Raw genomic sequence first — 16,470 nt, 5'->3', positions numbered from 1 at the left:
CCGCTGAGTCAAGAGGCGGTCAAGATTTCCCTTGGCATCCCTGACCCGGTGTTCACTTGATCGCCACCGTGCCTCCAGCATCGTGCCGTTCGTTCGGCAGAGCATCCCTGACCGTATGGCGCAATCACGTTCGTGCCCGGAAGGTGAACCAGCATGGCCAGCAGAGGTAGAAGAGCAACAATGAGGAGCCTCGGCGCGCTCGCGGGCGCCGCCGCGCTCACGGCCCTGGGGGCCGGCGCGCCCGCCTGGGCGGCGGCGGACGGCCAGGGGAGCCACTCCTCGACGGCCACGCCCATCAAGCACGTGGTCGTCCTCTTCGACGAGAACATCTCCTTCGACCACTACTTCGCGACCTACCCGAAGGCCGCCAACACGGACGGCACGAAGTTCACGGCGTCGAAGAAGACCCCGAAGGACATCGACACCCTGGCGCACGCCGGGCTGCTGACGCAGAACCCGAACCAGTACGCGCCCAAGCGGCTCACCCCGTCCCAGGCCATGACCTGCGACCAGAACCACGCCTACGGGCCCGAGCAGTACGCGTACAACGGCGGCAAGAACGACCAGTTCGTCCAGAACACCGACTCCGGCAAGTGCTCCGGCACCCTGTTCGGCGAGCCGGGCCTGGTCATGGACTACTACGACGGCAACACCGTCACCGGGCTGTGGAACTACGCTCAGCACTACGCCCTCAACGACCGTTCCTACAGCTCGGTCTACGGCCCGTCCACCCCCGGCGCGCTCAACCTGGTCTCCGGCCAGACGCACGGCGTCATCTCCGTGGACCCCACCACGGGCACCGAGAACCCCAAGCAGACCTCGACGCCGGACTCGTACACCGTCCAGTCGCCGGACGCCAAGGGTGTCGGCACGGTCATCAACGACCCGGACCCGGCCTACGACGACTGCTCCGGCAAGGACCACACCAGCAAGAACGCGCTGGCCGCGATGCAGGGCCAGAACATCGGTGACCTGCTCAACTCCAAGAATGTCAGCTGGGGTTGGTTCCAGGGCGGCTTCCGGCCCTCCACCGCGTGGGACGGCCAGCAGGGCCACTACGCCAAGTGCGACACCACGCACACCAACGTCGGCGGAGCCGCGGTCGTCGACTACAGCCCGCACCACTCGCCGTTCGAGTACTACAAGTCGACGTCCAACCCGCACCACCTGCCGCCCAAGAGCGTCGAGGAGATCGGCCACAACGGCCAGGCGAACCACAACTACGACCTGACCGACTTCGACGCGGCCCTGAAGGCGGGCAAGCTGCCGGCGGTCAGCTTCCTCAAGGCCGGCGAGTACCAGGACGGCCACGCCGGCTACTCGGACCCGATCGACGAGCAGCACTTCCTGGTCAACGAGATCAACGCGATCCAGAAGTCGCCGCAGTGGAAGTCCACCGCGGTCGTCATCGCCTACGACGACTCCGACGGCTGGTACGACCACGCCTACGCCAAGCCCCGCAACGGCTCCACGGACACCTCGACCGGCTCCAACGGCAAGGCCACCGACAGCCCGGCCTGTCAGGCGGGGCCGGCCGCGTCCGGCGGCTACCAGGACCGCTGCGGCCCCGGTACCCGTCAGCCGCTGCTCGTGGTCTCCCCGTACAGCAAGGTCAACCAGGTCGACCACACGCTGACCGACCAGGCCTCGATCACCCGCTTCATCGAGGACAACTGGCACATAGGTGGCATCGGTGACCACTCCTTCGACGCCACCGCCGGCTCCCTCGAGGGCATGTTCGACTTCCGGCACCCCAACAACAAGCAGGTGCTGCTGAACACGGACGGCTCGGTGCAGTCGGTCGGCCCGATCCACCCGGTGAAGGCCGTCGCCACCAGCATCACCCCCGGCCCGGCGATGCAGAACACGGCCGCCAGCACGGACGCCTCGTCGTTCCCCGCCCTCCCGGTGGGCATCGCGGCGGGCGCCCTCGTCGCGGCCGGTGCCACCGGCACCTTCCTCACCCTGCGCCGCAGGGAGCGCGTCGGCGCCTGATCCGGCACACGCGCACACATGAGCGGTGGCCCCGGCGATCCCGGGGCCACCGCCCATTTCTACCGGCCACGGTGGCCGAGTATCTCCACCAGTCGCTCGAGGGGCCCCGCCGGTGCCACGAGGAAGCCGGCAGGGCCGGGTGAACCGTGCGTGGCGCGCGCTTAGGGGTCCTTGCACTATGCCCGCCCGGGTCGCGCGTCCTGGCACCGCACCTCGCCGCGTTGCCGGAAAGCCCTGGTAGCTCCTCCCCCGAGCTCTCGGCTTCGCTCGAGCAGGGGGACCCCCACCGAGGGCTCTCCGGCGCCTTGCGATGCACGGCACCGGACCACGCGACCTCATCGGGCGCTCATAGTGCAAGGACCCCTTACCCTGGACGCCGGCCCGGACCGACCGGGCCTGCGGCGAACGCGTCCAGACAGGCAGGTCGACGATGACGGACTCCTCCGACAGCAGACCCGGGGGACGGCAGTTCCAGGTGGAGCCGCACGGCCTCGACGTGATCGGCGACGCCGAGCGAAAGGGCACTCCGCGGACGCTGTTCTGGCCGTGGTTCGGGGCCAACGTCTCCGTCCTGGGACTCAGTTACGGCGCCTTCGCGCTCGGCTTCGGGATCTCCTTCTGGCAGGCGCTGGCAGCCGGGGCGATCGGGATCGTGTTCTCCTTCCTGCTCTGCGGTTTCATAGCGGTCGCGGGCAAGCGAGGCTCGGCCCCGACGATGGTGCTCAGCCGCGCCGCGTACGGAGTGCGCGGCAACCGGCTGCCGTCGGTGATCTCCTGGGTGCTCACCGTCGGCTGGGAGACGGTCCTGACCGCACTCGCCACCCTGGCCACCGCCACCGTCTTCGGACGGCTCGGCTGGGGCGGCGGCACCGGGACCAAGGTGGCGGCGCTCGTCCTGGTCGGCGCGCTGACCGTCGTCGGCGGCGTCATGGGCTTCGACCTGATCATGCGCCTGCAGACCGTGATCACCGTGGTCACGGGCGTGCTCACCGTCGTCTACATCGCCCTCGTCGCCGAGCACATCCACTGGCACACGGTCAGTGCCCATCCGGCCGGCTCCACCCAGGAGTTCATCGGCGCCCTGGTCTTCATGATGACCGGCTTCGGGCTCGGCTGGGTCAACGCGGCCGCGGACTACTCCCGTTATCTGCCGCGCAGCTCCTCGAGCCGTGGCGTGATCGGCTGGACCACCTTCGGCGCCTCGGTCGCCCCCGTGCTCCTGCTGGTCTTCGGGCTGCTGCTGGCGGGCTCGTCCGACACCCTCAGCAAGGCCGTCGCCGCCGACCCGATCGGAGCGCTGACCACGATCCTGCCGACCTGGTTCCTGGTCCCGTTCGCGGTGGTCGCGGTGCTCGGCCTGGTGGGCGGCGCGGTGCTGGACATCTACTCGTCGGGCCTGGCGCTGCTCTCCGCCGGGCTGCGGATTCCCCGCCCCCTGGCCGCGTTGGTCGACGGCGTCCTGATGATCGCGGGCTCGGTCTACATCGTCTTCTTCGCCGGCGACTTCCTCGGCCCGTTCATGGGTTTCCTGACGACGCTCGGCGTCCCCATCGCGGCCTGGTGCGGCATCATGCTCGCCGACCTGGTCCTGCGTCGCCGCGACTACGACGAGGACGACCTCTACCGCCCGCGCGGCCGCTACGGCGACATCCCGCTCACACCCCTGCTGCTGACCCTCGCCGCCACGGCGATCGGCTGGGGCCTGGTGACGAACACCGCCGCGAGCTGGCTGGACTGGCAGGGCTATCTCCTCGGCCCGCTAGGCCTCGGCGGCACGTCGGGCGCCTGGGCGTACGCCAACCTCGGCGTTCTGGCGGCCCTCGCGGTGGGCTTCGTCGGCATGCTCGTCCTCGGCCGCGGGCGTGTGCACCGGCAGGAGCAGGAGGCCACGGGCCGGACGACGAACGAAGGCGCACCGATCGCATGACCGCCGCCGACCTGCTCGCCGTGATCGACATGCAGCGCGTCTTCGCCGATCCCGCGAGCCCCTGGGCCGCCCCCCTTTTCCGGGAGGCGGCGGACGGCGTACGGCGCCTGCTGCCCGCCTTCGGGGAACGCGTCACCTTCACCCGCTTCCTGGCACCCCGGACACCCGAGGGCGCCTGGCGGGCGTACTACGAGCAGTGGCCCTTCGCCCTGCAACCGCCTCACGCCTCGCTGTGGCGGCTGGCCGACGACTTCGCCGCCGTGGCGCGGCACGTGGTGGACGCGGCCACGTTCGGCAAGTGGACGCCCGAACTGGCCGGGCGTGTCGGGGCCGAAGGCCGTCTGGTGCTGGCCGGTGTCAGCACCGACTGCTGCGTGCTGTCCACGGCTCTTGCCGCCGCGGACGCCGGAGTCGAGGTGCTGGTGGTCGCCGACGCCTGCGCGGGAGCCGACGACACCGCCCACGACCGGGCGCTGGGCGTGATGGACCTGTACCGTCCGCTGATCCGGGTGGTCACCACCGGGGAACTGCTTGCGGAGCGGCGGGCCTGACAGGCGTCCCGCACGACGGCCGCCCCCGGCCCCCGCGTCAGTCGTGCCCCTGCCTGCCCCTGACCTTGCCGACCCCTGACCCGTGCGGCATGCATGGCCCGGCGCGGGATGGGTACGTGGGCGGGAGTGCGCCCGGAGCCACTGGTTCCGGGGCGTCCCGCCCGCACCTACCTGGGGATTGCCATGGACACTCCGGACAAGAACCACCACCCGACCGCGGCCCAGGCGGCACTGGACACCCTTGCGGTGGATGCCGGGGACGAGGAGGCGCTGGACACGCTGGCCGGGAGCGATGTGCTCGTCCCCGTGCCGGACGACGCCGGCGAGGAGGAAGCCAACAACCCGAACACCGTCGCGCTGCCCGTCCTGGAGCAGCCGGACGGCGAACAGACCGTGCCGGTGTTCACCTCGGAGACGGAGATGGCGGACCTGCTGCCGTTCGTCTCCCGCTACCGCCTGGTGCCGCTCGGCGCGCTCGCGTCCCAGTGGCCCACCGGCGATCTCACCCTGACCATCGACGCGGCCTCCCCGCACGGTCTGACCCTCAATTCGGACGGGGTGCGTCACCTGCTGGCCCGGCCGTAGGGCTGACGCGCACGGCGGCGTCGGGGGTGGCGGCCCCGACGCCCTGAGCCGCCTGTGCCGAGGCGGGCCGGGCCGCGCGGTCCACAATGACCGCATGAGGTGGATCTCCGGCGTCGCCGGCGCCCTGGTCCTGGTGGCCGTGCTCTCCAGCATCGTGCGTACTCTCGTGGTGCCCCGCGGGCTGTACTCGATCCTCGTGTACCGGCTGTGGTGGGCACTGCGGCGGGTGCTGCGGCTGGCCGCGCCGAGCGGCCGCTACGAGGACATCGACCGGGCGCAGACCTGGCTCGCCCCGCTGATCCTGATGGGCATGCTCGCCATCTGGCTCGGTGGGGCGCTCGTGGGTTACGGCCTGATTCTGTACTCCGTGTCGACGCTGAGCTGGAGCAATGCGTTCCGTGAGGCGGGCTCCAGCCTGTTCACGCTCGGCTTCGCCAGCGGTATGCGGCTGCGGCTGTCCGTGCTGGACTTCGTCGCGGCGGCCACCGGGCCCGTGCTCATCGCCCTGCAGATCGCCTACCTGCCCACCCTGTACGCCGCCTACAACCGCCGTGAACTCGAGGTCACCCTGCTGCAGTCCCGGGCCGGCGAGCCCGCCTGGGGCCCGGAGATCCTGGCCCGTCAGTGGCTCGTCGAAACGGAGACCGCGCTGCCCGAGCTGTACCGTGCGTGGGAGCGGCTGGCCGCCGACATCGGCGAGAGCCACTCCACCTACCCGGTGCTGATCTCGTTCCGCTCGCCGGGCCCGTACCGGAACTGGCTGGTCGGGATGCTCGCCGTGATGGACGCGGCTGCGATGCAGCTCTCCCTCGCGCCGCGCGCCGCGCCACCGGAGGCCCGGCTGGTACTCCGGGCCGGGTTCACCGCCCTGCGCGACATCGCCCGCTCGCTGCGCTTCCCGTTCGAGGCCGACCCGGCACCCGACGCCCCGATCCACCTCACCTTCACGGAGTTCGATGCGGCCGTTGCGATGCTGGAGGCGACGGGCTTCACGGCCGAGCGGACGGCGCGGGAGGCCTGGCCGCACTTCCAGGGCTGGCGGGTCAACTACGAGGCGATCGCATACGAACTGTGCCGCCGCTGCGACGCCGTACCCGCGCTGTGGAGCGGTCCCCGCGACTTCGACTGCCCCCAGATCCCGCCGCGCCGCCCGGTGGACCGGCGGCCCGCGACGGGGTGAGCACAGCTGGTCCAGGGCCTGGCGGGCCGGCCCGATCCGAAAGACAGGCGCTAGGCACCCCTGCCGGAGACGTCGGGGGCGTCGTCAGCGGCCGTCTGCTCGGCCTCCTCGTCGGTGACCGTCCGTCCAACCTCGTCCTCCGGCCGGACCCCGCTTCGTGACGGCTGCTGCTCCTCGAACTGCTGCTGCTCCTCCTCGAGATGCCTGCGTACCTCTTCCGGCTTGTCTCCGACCTGTTCCATGACGTCCCTCCGGTTGTCCTGGCCCATGTCGTGCGCGCCGCGGCGCCTGCACCACCAGGTTCACACGGAGCGGCCACGCATGCGATCGCGCGCATGATGCCGGGGCCGCCGGTGCGCCGGGCTGACAACCCCGTGCCGCCGGGTCAGGCGGGTCGGCCGGGCCAGGACGTCAGCGTGCGGGCGAGGACCTCGCGTTGCAGCGGCAGCACCACGGCGTGCAGCGCGCGGCCCTTCTCGGTCAGGGCGACCCAGACGCCGCGCCGGTCCTCCTCGCACACCGAGCGCCGCACCAGGCCGTCCTTCTCCAGCCGCCCGATCAGCCGGGACAGCGCGCTCTGGCTCAGATGGACACGCCCGGCGATGTTCTGCACCCGGCACTGGTCGCCGTGGTCGGGCGTCTCGGCGGCGAGGACGTCGAGGACCTCGAAGTCGCTGGCGCCGAGGCCGTGGGGGTGGAGCACACGGTCGATCTCGCACATGGTGCGCGCGTGCACCGACAGGATGTCCCGCCACTGTTCCTCGAGCCGGGAGTCGGCCGTCTTCACTGCCATACCCGCACGGTAACAGAAAAGCCCCCGTTTGTTTACATTGCAACTAGTGTGCGTGCAAGCACTTCACGGAGGGCGAAACCCTACGCGGCCGGGTCCTGGAGGAGGCCCACGAGGTTGCCGTCCGCGTCCTTCACCGAGGCGATCAGCCTGCCGCCGCCGACGTCCTGGAGGTCCTGCAGCACCTCGGCCCCGGCGTCCACCAGCGCCCCGAGCCGGGCCTTGATGTCGGACACGTGCCAGAACGGCACCGGCCCGGTCAGGCCCTTGGCGTGCCCGTTCGGGTCCAGCCCGACGTCCTGCCCGGCGACCCGGAACCCCACGTAGTAGGACTCGTCCACGTACGGCTCCGTCCCCAGCAGGGCGCTGAACATCGACTTGGCCGCGGCCAGGTCCTTGACGGGGTAGATGATGGTCTGCAGGCCCGTGGTCATGGTGTGCTCCTTGGCGTTGGGCGGGCCGACGTCGTTCGCCGGTGCTCTCACGCTACGGAGGGGGAGTGGCGTACGGCTTCTCCAAAACTGATCGGTCGCACGGGAACGCCGACGGCCCGGTGGCGAGCGACGCACCCGTGCGATCGTGAGGTCACGTCGACTCGCGTTGCACCAGTTCCGTCGGCAGGATCACCGCCGCCGGGTCCGCGCCGCCGATCTGCGCCAGCAGGACGCGGACCATCTCGTTGCTGATCCGGTCCCAAGGCAGGTCCTCGCGGTTGCGCAGAAGCCGCCGTCTGGCCTTCCACTCCGGGTCGCTCGCCCGTCCGCGCCGGCCGCGGGTCTCGGCGGTGGTGCGGCGCCTGACCATGGACAGCATCTTGTTGGCGAGCTGGACCAACGTGGAAGTCGTCGACCACGACAGTGGCGTGCGCCAGGCCGATACGCATCGCGGCGCGGTAGGTGGCCGACATGTCGATGGCGACGTAGCCGATGCCCCTTCTCCAGTCCAGGCTGGTGGTGGCGAGCCAGGCCAGGACGTCGGCGACGGTGCGGCCCTCGACTTGTCCGAGCAGTCCGCCGTGGCCGAGGGCGTCGACGAAGCCGGTGTGCCACCGGTCCCGGGTCAGGCGCCACTTGCCGGTCTCCGCATCCTGTTCCCAGCTCGGCCGTCCGCGGCGGGTCTCGTCGATGCCCAGGACTGTGACCTGCGGCAGAGGTGCCTCGGTGACGTCGAGGGCCTGCGTGCGGAAGGCTTCCATCACGGTCGGCCAGGACAGATGCAGATCCCGTGCGGCCTGGATGACCGTGGAGCCGGCATCCCGTATGCGGCGCCCGGCCGTATCCCGCAGCCGGGCGGTCAGTCTGGCACCGGCCGGGATCTGCGGGATCTGCTCGGTGAAGGACCGGCGAGGGCAGCCGGCCTCGCGGTACCACCGGCGGCGCTCGTGCCAGCGGAACTCCAATTCGCTCTCGCAGTGAGGGAGATCGCGTGGCCGGGTCACCGCCGAGCCCTTAACCCGGGTGGCGAACACCCCGCAGGCCGGGCAGGCTCTGGCTGTCTCGTCGGACGTGACCAGGTGAACTCGGCGCCTTCCGTCGGCCAGCCGCTCAACCCGCGCGACGGACACCCCGTCGAGGTCGAGCAGCAACGTCGTATCGTTGACCAAGCCCGTGGCTCCTGCATGATCGTTCTGCGTCGAGAACAGAGATGATCACGCAGGTCCACGGGCATCCTGCATCCGGGGTCGTGCCCGAATGCGTCATGACAATCGGCCGGGTGTGGTTCGCTGCTGGGGTGACTCAGGACTTGGAGATCGTCGCATTCGAATCCGCCGAGGCATTCCAGGCATGGCTCGGTGAGAATCACGCCGTCTCGCCGGGCATCTGGCTCAAGCTTCGCAAGAAGGGCCCTGAAATCGCCGCGCTGGACTACGCCCAGGCGCTCGACGTGGCACTCTGCTACGGCTGGATCGACGGCCAGAAGGCCAAGTTCGACGACCAGTGGTGGCTCCAGCGGTTCACCCCGCGCAAGCCGCGCAGCAAGTGGTCCAAGGCCAACCGGGACAAGGTGGCCGCCCTGATCGAGCAGGGCCGGATGCATCCGCCGGGACAGGCCGAGGTCGACCGCGCCAAGGCAGACGGCCGCTGGGAAGCGGCCTACGACGGCGCGAAGACCGCCATGGTGCCGGACGACCTCACGGCGGCCCTGACCGCCGACCCGGCCGCGGCGGAGTTCTTCGAGACACTGGACCGGCAGAACCGCTACGCGATCCTGTACCGGATCCAAGACGCCAAGAAGACCGAGACCCGGGCGCGCCGGATCGAGAAGTACGTAGCGATGCTGGCGAAGGGCGAGAAGCTGCACCCGTAGTCACGGAGAGGGACCGTGGCCGTGTGCTGCCCTGGACTCCCGGCGCGCCTGCGGCCCCGGCAGCAGCCACCAACCGCCGTCGCTGAGCGTAACGAAACGTCAGAGGCCCTGAGCAGGCGCACCGCTCAAGATCGAAGACCCACTATGACCCGGGTCTGAACCGCCTCACCACCCGGGACATGTACAACGGCGCCCTCTCCGACATCAGTCTCGGGGCCGACCCGTACACCGGTAACCGGTACGCGTTCACCGGCGGCAACCCGGTGAACTTCGGCGAGTTCGACGGCCACATGCCCGCGCCGGACCCCGCTGGCAGCAGTACTCCGCAGCCCACCGGTGGCTGCGGGACGCCGGGCTTCATCGGGCCATGCCCGATGGCGGCCGTCGCCCCCTCGGTTCAGAACCCCGACCTGCAGAAGGTGCTCACCGAAGAAATCTACACATAAAGCCCGGTAGCGTTCCTGCCGTCGGGACCGGAAAGGTGAGCGAGGCCGTTGTCAACGAGCTCAAGACCGGCCAGCCGACCAAGAAACTGTGGCACCTGGCAGACGCCGCCGGTTCGCTCCGGCAGCTCCAGAAGCTGCTCGAAGCGGACCGCAAGAGCGGCAACACTCTGCTGAGTGACAGTGACCGGCGGGTCGCCCTGAACGAGGCGAAGGAGATCTGGGACGCGTTCGACACGGATGATGCAACGGGCAAGATCGCGCAGCTGATGAACGACAACCCGGAAATCGGAAAGGCGGACAGCCCACGGTCCCACCCTGTACGCTCGGCCACCAGAAAGGTGTCCTGACTTCTGCACCGGATACGACCTCGACACTCGCATCCTTGCAGGCCAGCGGCACCTTTCTGCTGTCAGGGCGTCAGCTCACCCAATTCCGCTGAACAGCCGGGGTTAGCGTTGGGCGCGTACGTCGGTGAGGTGCTCGTGCGCCGCGCGGGGGCGGTGTGAGTGGACTTCGACGCCGAGCAGCGCGCCTACTTCGGGCAGTCGGTCGGCGTACGCATGCCGGACGGGCGGGTCTGGAACCCCCTCGGCAAGGTTCTCAACCGCCTCGAGGTGGGCGGCCCCGAGGAGTCCCTGCAGCTCTTCTATCTGACGTTGCACGGCAGGGCACGGAGAACGGCGGGCGTGACGTCCTGACCTACGGTTGTGCGCGTGGGAGCGGACGGCACGGTCGCGCACGAGTCCGAAAGGGAGCGGGCGCATCCGGGTACCCGCTGCGAGGATGAACGTCTTCGAAGTGAAGGGCAGGCACGCATGGACCGTCCCACGGCTCTTGTTCCGCTCGGCTACGTCGCCATCGGCGGCCGGGGGCCCGAGGACGTCGTCGTCGACCGGCGCGGGCGGGTGCTCACCGGTGTGGAGGACGGCCGCATTCTGCGGCTCGACGGGCTCGCCGACCCGGCCCGTACCCGCGTCGAGGTGCTCACCGCGACGGGAGGTCGTCCCCTCGGCCTCGAACTCCTTGCCGACGGCGACCTGTTGGTGTGCGACGCGCACCGCGGACTGCTGCGCGTCGCCCTCGACGACGGCACCGTACGCGTGCTGGCCGACTCGGTGGCGGGGGAGCCCCTGCGGTTCTGCAGCAACGTCGTCGCCCTGTCCGACGGCACGGTCTGCTTCACCGTGTCCAGCCGCCGCTACCCCTTCGAGCAGTGGATCGGCGACATCGCCGAGCACACCGGGACGGGACGGCTGCTGCGCCTCGCTCCCGGCGCCGGGGAACCCGAGGTGCTCGTGGAGGGGCTGCAGTTCGCCAACGGTCTCGCCCCGGCCGAGGACGAGTCCTTCCTCGTCGTCGCCGAGACCGGGGCCCGCCGCCTCACCCGCTACTGGCTGACCGGACCGCGCTCCGGCCACGCCGAACCCTTCGCCGAGGACCTCCCGGGCCTGCCGGACAACCTCTGGCGCGAAGGACGCGACGGTCCGATCTGGGTGGCCCTCGCCGGACCGCACGTCCCCGCCCTGGACATGCTGCACCGCGCCGCCCCGTCCGTGCGTCGCGCCGCCGCCCGGCTCGCGGTGCGGGCCCCGTACCGCCCGGCGGCCATGGCCGGCGTCCTCGCGGTCGACGACGACGGCCGGGTCGGGCGGCATCTCGTCCACCGTCCCTCCGGCTTCCGCATGTCCACCAGCGCCTGCGTCGCCGACGGCCGGCTGGTCCTCGGCAGCGTCCGGGAACGCGGCGTCGCCGTGTGCGAGCTGCCCGACGACACCGGCTGACTCGGGTGTGCGGGGCCGCCGCGCCCGGAGGTAACCTGTTCCCCGGCCGCGATCATGTCCCGCGGCGCGGCGGCGGGGCCCGCCGCACCCGAACCGCGGCAGTGCCGCCGCCAACGGTCCCTACTTGCGATGAGCGTGCCCGTCCGGCAGGGCCCCGGCGAGTAGGAGAAGTACGTCCATGTCAGTCCCGCACCCCAAGAGCGCCGACACGACCGGTGCCGCATCGCCCGAGCCGGTGCGGCGGCCGTCGCCCTGGCACGGACAGGGCCCGGTCGTCGCGGTCGTCGCCCTCGGCGGTGGCATCGGTGCCACGGCCCGCTACGGTGCCTCGCTGCTGTGGCCGGCACGGACCGGGGGTTTCCCCTGGACCACCTTCGGTGTCAACGTCGTCGGCTGTGCCGTGATCGGCGTCTTCATGGTCGTGATCATCGATGTGTGGGCGGCCCACCGGCTGGTGCGGCCCTTCTTCGGCACCGGCGTGCTCGGCGGCTTCACCACCTTCTCGACGTACGCCGTCGACATCCAGAGGCTGGTCGACGCGGGCCATCCGCGCACCGCACTCGCGTACCTGTTCGCGACGCTCCTCGGGGCCCTCGCCTCGGTCTGGCTCGCGATGACGGCCGTCCGTCGCGTCATGGCGTGGCGGCAGCGATGAACGACACCACCGACCGGCGCCCGCGGAGGCGGCCATGACACGACTGACCGGCAGGGCCCTCAGGCTGACCGTCTTCATCGGCGAGCACGACACATGGCACCACAAGCCCCTCTACAGCGAGATCGTGCACCGCGCGCATGCCGCGGGTCTCGCGGGCGCGAGCGTCTTCCGCGGCATCGAAGGCTTCGGCGCCTCGTCGCTGATCCACACCTCGAGGCTGCTGTCGCTGAGCGAGGACCTGCCCGTCGCCGTCGTGATCGTCGACACGGAGGAACACGTCCGTGCCTTCCTGCCCCAGCTCGACGAACTCGTCACAGAAGGACTCGTGACGCTCGACGACTGCGAAGTCGTCCGGTACGCCGGACGCGGGGGCACCGGACGAGGGAAAGGTGAGAACACGTTGTGAATTGGCTGCTGGTGATCCTCGGTGCCGTGGTCGGCGCACCCCTGCGCTACCTCACCGACCGCGCGGTGCAGCTCAAGCACGACACGGTCTTTCCCTGGGGCACCCTGGTGGTCAACGTCACGGGCTGCCTCGTCCTCGGCCTGCTGACCGGCGCCGCCGCGGCCGGCCATGCCTCGCCGCACCTGCAGCTCCTGCTCGGCACGGGCCTGTGCGGGGCGCTGACCACATACTCGACGTTCTCGTACGAGACACTGCGGCTTACCGAGACCGGCGCGGGGTTCTGCGCTGCCCTCAACGTCGTCGCGAGCGTGACAGCGGGCCTCGGTGCGGCTTTTGCCGGGGTTTCGCTCGCCCAGGCCGTGTGGCCCTAGTCGGTGGCCGCCACCGGCGCGTAGTACAAATTCCTCAGCACCACCGTCTACAGAACTGTCGACCAACTCCTCAGAACTGGATCCCATGAGCGTCATCAACGTCGGTCAGGCCGCCGTCCTCGGAGTCGTCGAGGGATTGACCGAATTCCTCCCTGTGTCCTCGACGGGCCATCTCAAGATCACCGAGGGGCTGATGGGGATCCCCGTCGACGACCAGGCCGTCGTCGGTTTCTCGGCCGTCATCCAGGTCGGCGCGATCGCGGCCGTGCTCCTGTACTTCCTCAAGGACATCGTGCGGATCGTCTCCGCCTGGTTCCGGGGCCTGTTCAACAAGCAGGAGCGGTACCACCACGACTACAAGTTCGCCTGGTGGGTCATCGCCGCGACGATCCCGATCGTCCTGGTCGGCCTGGCCGCCAAGCCGCTCATCGACGGGCCGCTCGCCTCGCTGTGGGTGGTGGCCGGCTCGCTGATCGTCGGCAGCGGCGTGATGTGGTGCGCGGACCAGATGGGCCGGCACAAGCGCGGCGAGGACGACACCTCGTTCAGGGACGCGATGCTGGTCGGCAGCTCGCAGATCCTCGCCCTGCTCTTCCCGGGCTTCTCCCGCTCCGGCGCCACCATGTCGACCGCGCTCATCCTCGACCTCGACCGGGTGGCCGCCACCCGCCTCTCCTTCTTCCTCGGCATCCCGGCCCTCACCGGCGCCGGCCTCTACGAGCTGAAGGACGCCCTGGGCACGGGGGTGGGCGCCGCGCCGCTCGCCGTCGGCACGGTCGTCTCGTTCGTGGTCGCGTACGCCTCGATCGCGTGGCTGCTGAAGTTCGTCGCCAGGCACTCCTTCAACGCCTTCGTGATCTACCGGATCGTTGTCGGCGTGGCGCTCCTCGGACTGCTCGCGACCGGCGTGCTCAGCTGACCGGGCCGTCCTGGAAGCAGCCCACGAGCTGATCATCGCAGATCATAGGGGGTCGGGAAGCCGGTATTCAGGCGCCCCGGCCCCCTGAAAGTTTCCTTACTCCGCCCCTTGACAGTCCCGTCCGGTTACCCGGAGGATCAACCCCCGCGAACCTGTCAGACAGCCAGACAGGTGGTTCGGGACCGCGGCGCGTCAGCGCTATGGAAGCGGTCCTCACCCACCTCCGCGGCGCCCTCGAGCGCGGCGAGTACGCGATCGGTGACAAGCTCCCCTCCGAGGCCGAGCTGTGCCGCACCCTCGAGGTCAGCCGCCCCGTGCTGCGCGAGGCCCTGCGGGCCCTGCAGACCATGGGGCTGACCGTCTCGCGGACCGGCAAGGGCACCTTCGTCGTCGCCAACGCGGTCGAGGACCCGACCTTCGGCGACTACGCGGCGAGCGACCTGCTGGAGGTGCGCCGGCACATCGAGATCCCGGTCGCCGGGTACGCGGCGCTGCGCGGCACCCCGGAGAACCTGGACCACCTGGCCCATCTGATGGACCGGATGGAGCGGGAGACGGACACCACCGCGTGGGTCGCGATGGACACCCTCTTCCACCTCGCCGTGGCCGAGGCCGCCCAGAACCCGGTCTTCCGCCGGGTCATCGAGGAGATCCGCGACGCACTGGCGCGTCAGTCGGCCTTCCTCAACGAGCTGGGCGGCCGGCGCGAGCAGTCCAACCGGGAGCACCGGGCGATCGTCGAGGCGCCGATCGACGGTTCCGAAGACGACGCGGTGGCGGCCATGGCCCACCACATCGACCGCGTCGAGACGACCCTCACCGACATCCTGCGCCCCCGGCGCACGGATCTCCCCACGGAAGGCGGACCAGAGGCGTGAGCGAACAGCACCTCAAAGAAGAGACGCGCCCATCGTCCGGTCACGTCGACGCAGGAGACGCGGGCTACAGCAGGGCTACAGCAAGTCCCTGAAGTCCCGGCACGTCAACATGATCGCCATCGGCGGGGCCATCGGCACCGGCCTCTTCCTCGGCGCCGGCGGCCGCCTCGCCGACGCCGGCCCCTCCCTCTTCGTCGCGTACGCGATCTGCGGTGTCTTCGCCTTCCTGGTGGTGCGCGCGCTCGGCGAACTCGTCCTGTACCGGCCGTCGTCCGGCGCCTTCGTGTCGTACGCCCGTGAATTCCTCGGCGAGAAGGGCGCGTACACCGCGGGCTGGATGTACTTCCTCAACTGGGCGACCACCGGCGTAGCCGACATCACCGCCGTGGCCACCTACACCCACTACTGGGGCATGTTCTCCGACATCCCGCAGTGGGTGATCGCGCTCATAGCCCTGGCCGTGGTCCTCACGGTGAACCTGATCTCGGTGAGGATCTTCGGCGAACTGGAGTTCTGGTTCGCCATCGTCAAGGTCGGCGCCCTCGTGGTCTTCATGGCGATCGCCATCTTCCTGCTGGTCACCCAGCACAACGTCGACGGCAGCACCCCCGGTCCGTCCCTGATCACCGACCACGGCGGTGTCTTCCCCAACGGCGTGCTGCCGATGCTGCTGATCATCCAGGGCGTCGTCTTCGCCTACGCCTCCGTGGAGCTGGTCGGCGTCGCCGCGGGCGAGACCGAAAACCCCGAGAAGATCATGCCGAGGGCGATCAACTCGATCATGTGGCGCGTCGGCCTGTTCTACGTCGGCTCGGTCGTCCTGCTCTCGATGCTGCTGCCCTGGAACAAGTAACTCCGCCGGCGAGAGCCCCTTCCTCGTCACGGTCCTGTCCCACATCGGCGTTCCGGCAGCCGGCGGCGTGATCGCTGGAACTGCTGGGGCACGCCAAGGGCGAGTACCGGCACCTGCACCCCAACGAGGACGTGAATCTCGGCCAGTCGACCAACGACGTCTACCCGACCGCCGTCAAGATCGCGACCGTGTACGCGGTGCACGGCCTAACGACCTGCGCCTGCTGTCGTCCGGGCCGCGCGCGGGCCTGAACGAGATCAACCTGCCGCCGGTGCAGGCCGGTTCGAGCATCATGCCCGGCAAGGTCAACCCGGTGATCCCCGAGGTCGTCAACCAGGTCGCCTTCGAGGTGATCGGCAACGACGTCACCATCACCATGGCCGCCGAGGCGGGACAGCTCCAGCTCAACGCCTTCGAGCCGGTCATCCTGCACTCCCTCTCCGAGAGCATCACCCACCTGGAGCGCGCCTGCCTCACCCTCGCCGAGCGGTGCGTCGCCGGGATCACGGCCAACGAGAAGGAACTGCGGGCGGCCGTGGAGAACTCCATCGGCCTGGTCACCGCACTCAACCCGTACATCGGCTACGAGGCGGTCACCGGCATCGCCAAGGAGGCCCTGACCACCGGGCGCGGCGTCGCCGAACTCGTCCTGGAGAAGGGCCTGTTGCCCGCCGAGCGGCTGCAGGCCCTGCTGCGGCCCGAGGTGGTCGCGGGCAGCGGCTCCCCGGAGGTCTGACCTTCCCGGTGAGCAGGGAGCACGCACCTGGGGACGGCGGCCGTGGCTGCCGTCCCGCCGGGTGGAGCAGCCGCGGCCGCGTCATAGGAT

General features: G+C 70.1%; 17 protein-coding genes and 5 pseudogenes. 17 read left to right on the top strand and 5 right to left on the bottom strand.

The genetic code is table 11. The features are described 5' to 3' along the window. The first annotated feature begins 180 nt into the window (after positions 1 to 180). The 5 genes from AB0N14_RS09320 to AB0N14_RS09300 all read left to right on the top strand — a co-directional run bounded on the left by AB0N14_RS09320 (position 181) and on the right by AB0N14_RS09300 (position 6,238). Complete coding sequence (locus AB0N14_RS09320; RefSeq protein WP_366025058.1) at positions 181 to 1,995, top strand: alkaline phosphatase family protein; 1,815 nt, start codon at positions 181 to 183, stop codon at positions 1,993 to 1,995. Between the two features lie 430 nt (positions 1,996 to 2,425). Next, entirely contained in the window at positions 2,426 to 3,922 is a 1,497-nt protein-coding gene (locus tag AB0N14_RS09315) for a cytosine permease (RefSeq protein ID WP_366025057.1), read from the top strand. Further along, positions 3,919 to 4,473, top strand: coding sequence for a cysteine hydrolase (locus AB0N14_RS09310; protein WP_366025056.1), 555 nt, complete (start codon positions 3,919 to 3,921; stop codon positions 4,471 to 4,473). Before AB0N14_RS09315 ends, AB0N14_RS09310 begins: the two co-directional genes overlap by 4 nt. A gap of 183 nt (positions 4,474 to 4,656) precedes the next feature. Then, the gene (locus AB0N14_RS09305; protein ID WP_366025055.1) at positions 4,657 to 5,058 is read left to right on the top strand and encodes an SseB family protein; all 402 of its coding nucleotides are present in this window, start codon (positions 4,657 to 4,659) and stop codon (positions 5,056 to 5,058) included. A 94-nt stretch (positions 5,059 to 5,152) separates the two neighbouring features. Further along, positions 5,153 to 6,238, top strand: a complete 1,086-nt coding sequence (locus tag AB0N14_RS09300; RefSeq protein WP_366025054.1) for a hypothetical protein — start codon at positions 5,153 to 5,155, stop codon at positions 6,236 to 6,238. 50 nt (positions 6,239 to 6,288) lie between these two features. Here AB0N14_RS09300 and AB0N14_RS09295 read toward each other — a convergent pair whose 3' ends face one another. The 5 genes and pseudogenes from AB0N14_RS09295 to AB0N14_RS09275 form a co-directional block, all read right to left on the bottom strand. Further along, positions 6,289 to 6,480: a hypothetical protein gene (locus AB0N14_RS09295; RefSeq protein WP_366025053.1), complete on the bottom strand. Its 192-nt coding sequence runs from the start codon at positions 6,478 to 6,480 to the stop codon at positions 6,289 to 6,291. 143 nt (positions 6,481 to 6,623) lie between these two features. Next, complete coding sequence (locus AB0N14_RS09290; RefSeq protein ID WP_366025052.1) at positions 6,624 to 7,031, bottom strand: MarR family transcriptional regulator; 408 nt, start codon at positions 7,029 to 7,031, stop codon at positions 6,624 to 6,626. Positions 7,032 to 7,111: 80 nt separating this feature from the next. After that, complete coding sequence (locus tag AB0N14_RS09285) at positions 7,112 to 7,462, bottom strand: VOC family protein (protein WP_366025151.1); 351 nt, start codon at positions 7,460 to 7,462, stop codon at positions 7,112 to 7,114. Between the two features lie 151 nt (positions 7,463 to 7,613). Further along, positions 7,614 to 7,739 (bottom strand): annotated as a pseudogene (locus AB0N14_RS09280) (LacI family transcriptional regulator); the annotation flags it as partial. A 181-nt stretch (positions 7,740 to 7,920) separates the two neighbouring features. Then, a pseudogene (locus AB0N14_RS09275) lies at positions 7,921 to 8,466 on the bottom strand (helix-turn-helix domain-containing protein); the annotation flags it as partial. 260 nt (positions 8,467 to 8,726) lie between these two features. On the opposite strand from AB0N14_RS09275, the gene AB0N14_RS09270 reads away from it, so the two are divergent. From AB0N14_RS09270 to AB0N14_RS09215, 12 genes and pseudogenes are all read left to right on the top strand, one after another. Next, complete coding sequence (locus AB0N14_RS09270) at positions 8,727 to 9,335, top strand: YdeI/OmpD-associated family protein (protein ID WP_366025051.1); 609 nt, start codon at positions 8,727 to 8,729, stop codon at positions 9,333 to 9,335. Between the two features lie 179 nt (positions 9,336 to 9,514). Next, on the top strand, positions 9,515 to 9,781 hold the full coding sequence (locus tag AB0N14_RS09265) for a hypothetical protein (protein ID WP_366025050.1): 267 nt from the start codon (positions 9,515 to 9,517) through the stop codon (positions 9,779 to 9,781). 35 nt (positions 9,782 to 9,816) lie between these two features. Continuing rightward, the gene (locus tag AB0N14_RS09260; RefSeq protein ID WP_366025049.1) at positions 9,817 to 10,128 is read left to right on the top strand and encodes a hypothetical protein; all 312 of its coding nucleotides are present in this window, start codon (positions 9,817 to 9,819) and stop codon (positions 10,126 to 10,128) included. Between the two features lie 108 nt (positions 10,129 to 10,236). Further along, positions 10,237 to 10,479, top strand: a pseudogene (locus AB0N14_RS09255) (hypothetical protein); the annotation flags it as partial. Positions 10,480 to 10,596: 117 nt separating this feature from the next. Next, on the top strand, positions 10,597 to 11,562 hold the full coding sequence (locus AB0N14_RS09250; RefSeq protein WP_366025048.1) for an SMP-30/gluconolactonase/LRE family protein: 966 nt from the start codon (positions 10,597 to 10,599) through the stop codon (positions 11,560 to 11,562). Positions 11,563 to 11,740: 178 nt separating this feature from the next. Continuing rightward, positions 11,741 to 12,217 carry a fluoride efflux transporter CrcB gene (gene crcB / locus AB0N14_RS09245; protein WP_366025047.1) on the top strand — a complete coding sequence of 159 codons (477 nt, stop codon included), beginning with the start codon at positions 11,741 to 11,743 and terminating at the stop codon, positions 12,215 to 12,217. Positions 12,218 to 12,251: 34 nt separating this feature from the next. Continuing rightward, positions 12,252 to 12,623 carry a DUF190 domain-containing protein gene (locus AB0N14_RS09240; RefSeq protein ID WP_366025046.1) on the top strand — a complete coding sequence of 124 codons (372 nt, stop codon included), beginning with the start codon at positions 12,252 to 12,254 and terminating at the stop codon, positions 12,621 to 12,623. Further along, positions 12,620 to 12,994, top strand: coding sequence for a fluoride efflux transporter CrcB (crcB, locus tag AB0N14_RS09235; protein ID WP_366025045.1), 375 nt, complete (start codon positions 12,620 to 12,622; stop codon positions 12,992 to 12,994). Before AB0N14_RS09240 ends, crcB (AB0N14_RS09235) begins: the two co-directional genes overlap by 4 nt. A gap of 85 nt (positions 12,995 to 13,079) precedes the next feature. Next, positions 13,080 to 13,913, top strand: a complete 834-nt coding sequence (locus AB0N14_RS09230) for an undecaprenyl-diphosphate phosphatase (protein ID WP_366025044.1) — start codon at positions 13,080 to 13,082, stop codon at positions 13,911 to 13,913. 200 nt (positions 13,914 to 14,113) lie between these two features. Further along, a complete protein-coding gene (locus AB0N14_RS09225) occupies positions 14,114 to 14,791 on the top strand; it encodes a FadR/GntR family transcriptional regulator (protein WP_366025043.1) in 678 nt (225 codons plus the stop codon). Continuing rightward, a pseudogene (locus AB0N14_RS09220) lies at positions 14,788 to 15,714 on the top strand (amino acid permease); the annotation flags it as partial. The gene AB0N14_RS09225 and the pseudogene AB0N14_RS09220, both read left to right, overlap by 4 nt. A gap of 1 nt (position 15,715) precedes the next feature. Beyond that, positions 15,716 to 16,380, top strand: a pseudogene (locus AB0N14_RS09215) (lyase family protein); the annotation flags it as partial. Between the last annotated feature and the right edge of the window lie 90 nt (positions 16,381 to 16,470).

This window comes from Streptomyces sp. NPDC051104 (genome assembly GCF_040682835.1).
Classification (GTDB): Bacteria; Actinomycetota; Actinomycetes; order Streptomycetales; family Streptomycetaceae; genus Streptomyces; species Streptomyces cynarae.
This window is presented reverse-complemented; position numbering and strand designations above follow the sequence as displayed.